Source organism: Falsigemmobacter faecalis (assembly GCF_003863335.1).
GTDB lineage: Bacteria > Pseudomonadota > Alphaproteobacteria > Rhodobacterales > Rhodobacteraceae > Wagnerdoeblera > Wagnerdoeblera faecalis.
The window spans coordinates 155,118-161,117 of the sequence record NZ_RRAZ01000007.1; the positions used below are offsets into that span (position 1 = coordinate 155,118).

Here is a 6,000-nt window from a genome sequence, read left to right on the forward strand (position 1 = left end):
GTCAAGAGTGTGACTGCCGCAGCCGCTGAGGCTTCGGGAACCATTTGGGTCTGCCTGGTGTTTCCCCCTTCTCAAAGACCGTGAGAGCGGAGGAGAAACCTCATGCATGTGACGCAACACACCCCCCTTCAGGCTGCCGATCTGACCGCCGGAAACCTGAACGGAGCAACCATTTTCGGCCCCTCGCAGGAGCGGGTGGGCCATGTCTGTGCGCTGCAGGGCGGCGGCACGCAGGCGCGGGTGCTGGTAGATCTCAGAGACAGCCGCAGACCTGTTTCGCTGCCGCTGTCAGAACTGAGTTTCAGCCGGGATGCCGGTCAGGCCCTGCGCGCCGATGCGCGCTGGACACGGGCAGAACTGCAGTCCTGGACGGTTCCGGACAGCTGAACTGATCCGCTGGAATGCCGTGTTCAAAGAAACCCGGCGCAGCGAACTGCGCCGGGTTTTATCGCTCCGCCCTGTGTTGTGATCAGGGCCTGTTTGAGCGCAGGGCGCGGCCACCCCAGATCAGGATGCAGGCGCCCACGATCCCGGCCACCAGATAGCCGATCCAGCCGCCAAAGCTGACGCCCAGCACGCCAAAGAGGAAGCTGGCAATCGCGGCACCGATGATGCCAAGGATGATATTGAGAAAAACTCCGGTGTCAGATTTCATCACGGCCGAGGCAATCCAGCCCGCAAGACCCCCGATGATGATGGCTGCAATCCAGCCCACTGCCTGATCGTCCATACGAACCTCCGCGTCAATGATACCTGTCGAAAACCCGGGCTGCGTTCCACCGGCAGCCCTGGCGTTAACACGCTGTGGCTGCGGTGGTTCCCCGTCTGCAAAACAGCAGACAGCGCGCCATGCCCTTCGTGTAACAGATCTGCGAAACCTGCAGGCCGGTGTCTGGAACCACCCGGGGCGGGGCGGCGTTTCCAAGTCCAGGCAGCTGCGACCGCTCCGCAGTCTGCGCCCCGACCTAAGGCCTGTCACTTTCCGAACGCGCCCGTAACCCTGCAGAGCCCGTCATCCCTTCTCCCGGCCCCTGCCTGGCCTCGACCCTGGTGCCGCGGACCCTAAGACCGCAGAGGCGACTATGTCATTTGATCGTCCTATTGAACCTGCCTCCTGGCTGACCCCGGGAGAGACCTGCTGGCAGATTGCCAAAGCGCAGCGCTTTCGGGTCCTGATCGACGCGGCGGAGTATTTCGGCGCCGTTCGGGCGGCGATGCTGCGGGCACGGCACTCCATCTTTCTGATCGGCTGGGATTTCGACGCCCGCATAGAGCTGGGCGGTCCGGAGGGGCAGAGCGGTCCGGGGCCGCTGGGCGATTTTATTCTCTGGCTTGCAGACCGCAGGCCGGGCCTGGAGGTGCGGGTGCTGCGCTGGGATACCGGGGCGCTTAAGACGCTTTTTCGCGGCAATACGCTGATGACGGTGATGCGCTGGAAAGCCCATCCGCAGATCACGCTGCGCCTCGATGCGGCCCATCCCTTTGCCGGCTCTCACCATCAGAAGATCGTGGTGATTGATGACTGCCTGGCCTTTTGCGGCGGCATTGATATGACGATGAACCGCTGGGACACGCCTGAGCATCTGGATGAGGATCCGCGCCGCGTCAGCCCGGGCGGGCGGGCACATGAGCCCTGGCACGACAGCGCCACCGTCTTTGACGGGGCCGCGGCGAAAGCCATGGGGGAACTGGCCCGCGAGCGCTGGCAGCGCGCCAGCGGCGATCTTCTGTCCCCCGTGCGGCCCGAGACCGACGTCTGGCCGGACTATCTGAAACCCGATCTGACCGGAGTGAGGCTCGCCATTGCGCGGACCATTCCCAAGATGGCCGGTGTCACGCCTGCCCATGAGGTTGAGGCGGTCACCCTGGCGATGATTGCCCGGGCGAAGCGGGTGATCTTTGCCGAGGCGCAGTATTTCGCCTCCCGCCGCTTTGCCCATGCTCTTGCAGGGCGGCTGATGGAGGAGGATCCCCCCGAGGTGGTGCTGATCGCCCCGCACAGCTCTGAGGGCTGGCTGGAGCCGCTGGCCATGGATACCGCGCGCGCGCGGCTGATGGGGGCGCTGCAACGGCTCGATCATCGGGGCCGCTTCCGGATCTATCATCCCCGGACCGCAGGCGGAAAGCCGATCTACGTCCACTCAAAGCTGATGATTATTGATGACGACTGCCTGCGGGTCGGCTCGTCCAATATCAACAACCGCTCCATGCGGCTCGACAGCGAATGCGACGTGATCCTTTGCGATGGGATGAATGCCGATCAGGACGCCGCAAGAATGATCTCTGATCTGCGCGCACGCCTTCTGGCAGAGCATCTCGGTGTGACCCCGCAGAAGGTCACCGCTGAGTATACCGCCCGCGGCTCGCTGATCGACACAATCGAGGCGCTGCGCGGAGAGGCGCGCAGTCTGGTGCCCTATGAGGTGCCGGAGTTGTCCGAATTTCAGGGCTGGCTGGCCGATAATGAAATTCTCGATCCGCATGGCCCCGACGAGATGTTTGAGGCCCCCGGACGGCGTGGCCTTTTCAAAGGCTGGTCGCGCCTGAAAGCCCGTTTGCACCGCCGCCGCTCGCGCAACGCGCATCGCCGGGCCATGCGGGAGCGGGCGGAAGATAAAAATCGCTCCTGAGTGCAAATTATTCTGAGAACAGGATAATTGCCTCTTGCTCAGGCCGTCTCTCCTCCATATACGGATCAGCGGAGCGGTGGCCGAGTGGTCGAAGGCACACCCCTGCTAAGGGTGCAGACGGGGAACCGTCTCGAGGGTTCGAATCCCTTCCGCTCCGCCATTACCCTTTGATTTAATTGAATAAATCACTGGAATAGGGTTTATACCCGCCTAAATACCCCCCTACAGAAAAATGACTGGTTGCAACAAAATGCGACGGTTGTCTGGCCCGGTTCCGGGTGTTTCGCCCCGCAGGCTGATCTTTGAGGGTGCCGGAATAATTTCCTTCGCCTGTGCCCGCCCTTGCGCGGGTGCTGCTGCCCGACGCTCACTGCAAAGCCGAACGGCCTTTGCTAGGTGTTCAGTCCCGGCATCTGGTGGATCGGATCGAGGATGAATCTTTCCGGCTCTGAAGTCCGGATTTTGCAGATGTATTCGTAGGGCGTCAGGCCGTTCAGGGTCTTCAGCCGGCGGGCGTAGTTGTAGGTGAGGAGGGAACAGTTAACAGTCCAGTGGACTGTTAACCCCGACGCAAGATGTAGTCGCCAAGGTGCGCCCTGAGTTGCTGATGACCCTGATAATGGAAGCGCTTGACGTTCAGCAGGAAAACGATCCCTCGGATCGTTTTCTGATCTGCTTCACCGTCTTTGATCGTTCGGTTCATCCGCCCGACCTGACCGTTTGTCGGGAAAACCAATCGCAGGGTATTTGATCCCCCGGATCAAATGCTTGCCCTGCTCATACCCGGACTGTTTTCTGATCCTCCAAACTCCACGGGTGATTGGGCTTTGTCAGCCTGTGCTCGATACCATGCGCCTCGCAGATCATGTCGAAGCGCATGGGGCGGGACCAGACCTGGTTTCTGTTGCGCGGCTGATCTGCGAACCGGATGCCCTTCGCCATTGGGCTTGAGCCAATGGCGCCTCAATGGCTCAGTCAGTGAGTATGGTGTGGATCCGGTAGGGCACGGCCCTGAGAAGGTGTTGGAGGAACTCCCAGGCGGTTTTTCGATCCGCTTTGTCGACCAGTTGGGTCACAGCGAACCTGCTCGTTCTGTCAATGCCAACAAAGAGATACAGCCAATCGTCGGGCAAACGATCCCCCGGATCGTTTGCTGATCCTCCTCATACCTCTGCAGTCTGCACTTCGGTTATGTCGATGTGGAAAAATCCGATCGGGGTGCGCTTGAACTTCTGCCGTCTGGGCTTATCGCCGCTGACATCCTCCAGCCGGGAAATCCCATGCCGCCGTAAACAGCGATGAAGAGCCGACCTGCTGAGGTGCGGGATGCCGGGCTGGAGGGCATAGAGACAGTCATCCCGGGGAAGCAGGGTGTGGCGCCGGAAAGCCACGACAATAGCCTCTTCTCCCTCGGTCAGAACGGTCGAACGGGGCTCCCTCGGCCCCGTCTTCCGGTCTTCAACCGATGACCTCTTACGCCACCTGGCGACAGTCTTCGGATTGACCCTGATTCCCTGCTCAACTCCGAGAGCACTCAAGCCTGCCTTTGAACCAATGGCAGGCAGGCTTTCGTCTTGCGATCATTCGGGCCTGCCGTTGAGCCGATGGCGGGCAAGCCCTCATTATTGCAACTCGGACGGCGTGCCCTCGCCATGGTCACTCGAACCAGTGGCGTGCCATGGCTCGATCGTGGCGCATCCATGACGAATTTGTCCCATAGGGCATCCTTCCATTCCCTGGAAAGGATCGCACCATCAAACCGTGGGATCAAACACCTAGGGCTGGCGATCGGATAAGATCATACCCAGGCCGCGCAACGGCCCCGGCTTTTGCCCGTGAAGGCCAGCCTTCATCGAGATGCACGACGGCAGTATCGCGCATGCAGCTTAAGCGGTCGTGGCGGAAATTGAAGCGATCAGAGAGAAAGCCATCGCGATCGCAGCTGATTTAACGGAAGGCGTGACGGCCGTCGGCCCCTGTGGACGCAGCTTCAGGCCGCTGCGACAGCCGCCACAGGCGCGGTTGGAGTCGATACTGTTCTGCTTTGCAGGCTCCTTGACCTATCCCACTCGAACGGGTGGCGAATTTGACTGCAGAGAGGGTCACGCCATCTGGCGCAGCTGACGGGCTGCTTTGGGCCGAGAGTACCCAAATAGGCTGAACATCCACCTACCCGGGTAAGGATGTTACTTTGAGCCGAGACTGTGTGAAAAACGTCAATTTCCGCAATCCGCAGAGAATATCCTCCTTACGGAGCTGGCCTCAAGGCCTCACCCCAGAACGAAATATCAGAGCAGCACCAATGAGAGAACATCCTCCCCGGCGACACCAGCTCCGACCGAGTTTTCACACAGCCTGAGCCCATAGTCACCGGTCGATCTACACGCGGACAAAAGCGCGGATCGTGATTCCCTGCCCGCCGGAGAAATCTTCTGGCCGCGTCATATCGGGGTCCGCCGCCGCGAACCTGAAGCTATCTCCCTCAAGCTCGTATATCGCTGGGATCAGCTTCCCCGCATCATCACCTGTGCTGTCAATCCAGTCGATGCGCTTGGGAGAGGCTGATCCGTCCATTGTAAAACTGCCCTCGATAAGCGCATTTTCACCGGGGACTGAGGTGCTCCCCGAAAACTGGACACTGACGTAAGCTCTACTTTGCTATCTGCTGATCTTCACCACTCAGGAGATCGATGATGTCGAAACGAAAGCAGCACGTCCCTGAGTTTAAGGCGAAGGTGGCGCTGGAGGCCCTTAAAGGCGAAGCGACGGTGTCGGAGCTGGCGAGCCGGTTCGGCGTGCATCCGACGATGATCAATCAGTGGAAACGCGCGCTGCTGGATGGAGCGTCCGGTGTTTTCGAACGCGGCAGCCGGAAGGCACCGATGATCGACGAAGACCAGGTCAGGGATCTGCATGCCAAGATCGGGGAGCTGGCAGTGGCCAACTCTTTTTTGGAAAGAAAGCTGAAGCCTTGGGGCGGCAAGTGAGGCGGAGCATGATCGAACCTGATCATCCAGACCTGTCGATCGGTCAGCAGTGTGCCCTGCTATCGATCCCACGCTCGTCGTTTTATTACACCCCGCAGGGTGAGACGGGGCGTAACCTTTCGCTGATGCGGTTGATCGATGTGCCGTTCCTTGAGACGCCGTTCTTCGGTGTTCGTCAGATGACGTGGCACCTGCGAAACGAGGGCCACGAGGTGAACGAGAAGCGTGTCCGTCGGCTCATGCGCCTTATGGGGCTGATGCCCATTTACCAGAAGCCCAATACCAGCCGGCCGACGAAGGGACATAAGGCTTACCCCTACTTGTTGCGAGGCCTGCGTGTGGACCGGCCAAATCAGGTTTGCTGTGTGGACATCACCTATCTG

5 protein-coding genes, 1 tRNA gene and 2 pseudogenes are annotated in these 6,000 nt (G+C 60.3%); 5 read left to right on the forward strand and 3 right to left on the reverse strand.

What is annotated here, in order from left to right:
- The first annotated feature begins 102 nt into the window (after positions 1-102).
- Positions 103-387 (forward strand): PRC-barrel domain containing protein, encoded by a 285-nt coding sequence (locus EG244_RS06745; protein WP_124964248.1) that lies wholly within the window; start codon positions 103-105, stop codon positions 385-387.
- 82 nt (positions 388-469) lie between these two features.
- On the opposite strand, the gene EG244_RS06750 is transcribed toward EG244_RS06745, so the two are convergent.
- Positions 470-730, reverse strand: coding sequence for a GlsB/YeaQ/YmgE family stress response membrane protein (locus EG244_RS06750; RefSeq protein ID WP_124964249.1), 261 nt, complete (start codon positions 728-730; stop codon positions 470-472).
- A 352-nt stretch (positions 731-1,082) separates the two neighbouring features.
- Between EG244_RS06750 and EG244_RS06755 the strand changes: the two genes are divergently transcribed.
- Positions 1,083-2,630 (forward strand): phospholipase D-like domain-containing protein, encoded by a 1,548-nt coding sequence (locus EG244_RS06755; protein WP_124964250.1) that lies wholly within the window; start codon positions 1,083-1,085, stop codon positions 2,628-2,630.
- A 70-nt stretch (positions 2,631-2,700) separates the two neighbouring features.
- Positions 2,701-2,790: transfer RNA gene (locus EG244_RS06760), tRNA-Ser, on the forward strand.
- A 232-nt stretch (positions 2,791-3,022) separates the two neighbouring features.
- On the opposite strand, the pseudogene EG244_RS20860 reads toward EG244_RS06760, so the two are convergent.
- Positions 3,023-4,195, reverse strand: a pseudogene (locus tag EG244_RS20860) (IS481 family transposase).
- Between the two features lie 814 nt (positions 4,196-5,009).
- Positions 5,010-5,228, reverse strand: a pseudogene (locus EG244_RS21445) (TIGR03067 domain-containing protein); the annotation flags it as partial.
- Positions 5,229-5,323: 95 nt separating this feature from the next.
- Between EG244_RS21445 and EG244_RS06780 the strand changes: the two are divergent.
- Positions 5,324-5,617 (forward strand): transposase, encoded by a 294-nt coding sequence (locus EG244_RS06780; RefSeq protein WP_158617258.1) that lies wholly within the window; start codon positions 5,324-5,326, stop codon positions 5,615-5,617.
- A gap of 8 nt (positions 5,618-5,625) precedes the next feature.
- Positions 5,626-6,000: IS3 family transposase (locus EG244_RS06785; RefSeq protein WP_148097621.1), on the forward strand; the 375-nt coding region annotated here is incomplete at its 3' end.

Excerpts from the sequence above, each read along its gene's own strand:
- EG244_RS06745 (WP_124964248.1), top strand. The coding sequence starts at position 103 with ATGCATGTGACGCAACACACCCCCCTTCAGGCTGCCGATCTGACCGCC.
- EG244_RS06750 (WP_124964249.1), bottom strand. The coding sequence starts at position 730 with ATGGACGATCAGGCAGTGGGCTGGATTGCAGCCATCATCATCGGGGGT.
- EG244_RS06780 (WP_158617258.1), top strand. The coding sequence starts at position 5,324 with ATGTCGAAACGAAAGCAGCACGTCCCTGAGTTTAAGGCGAAGGTGGCG.
- EG244_RS06755 (WP_124964250.1), top strand. The coding sequence starts at position 1,083 with ATGTCATTTGATCGTCCTATTGAACCTGCCTCCTGGCTGACCCCGGGA.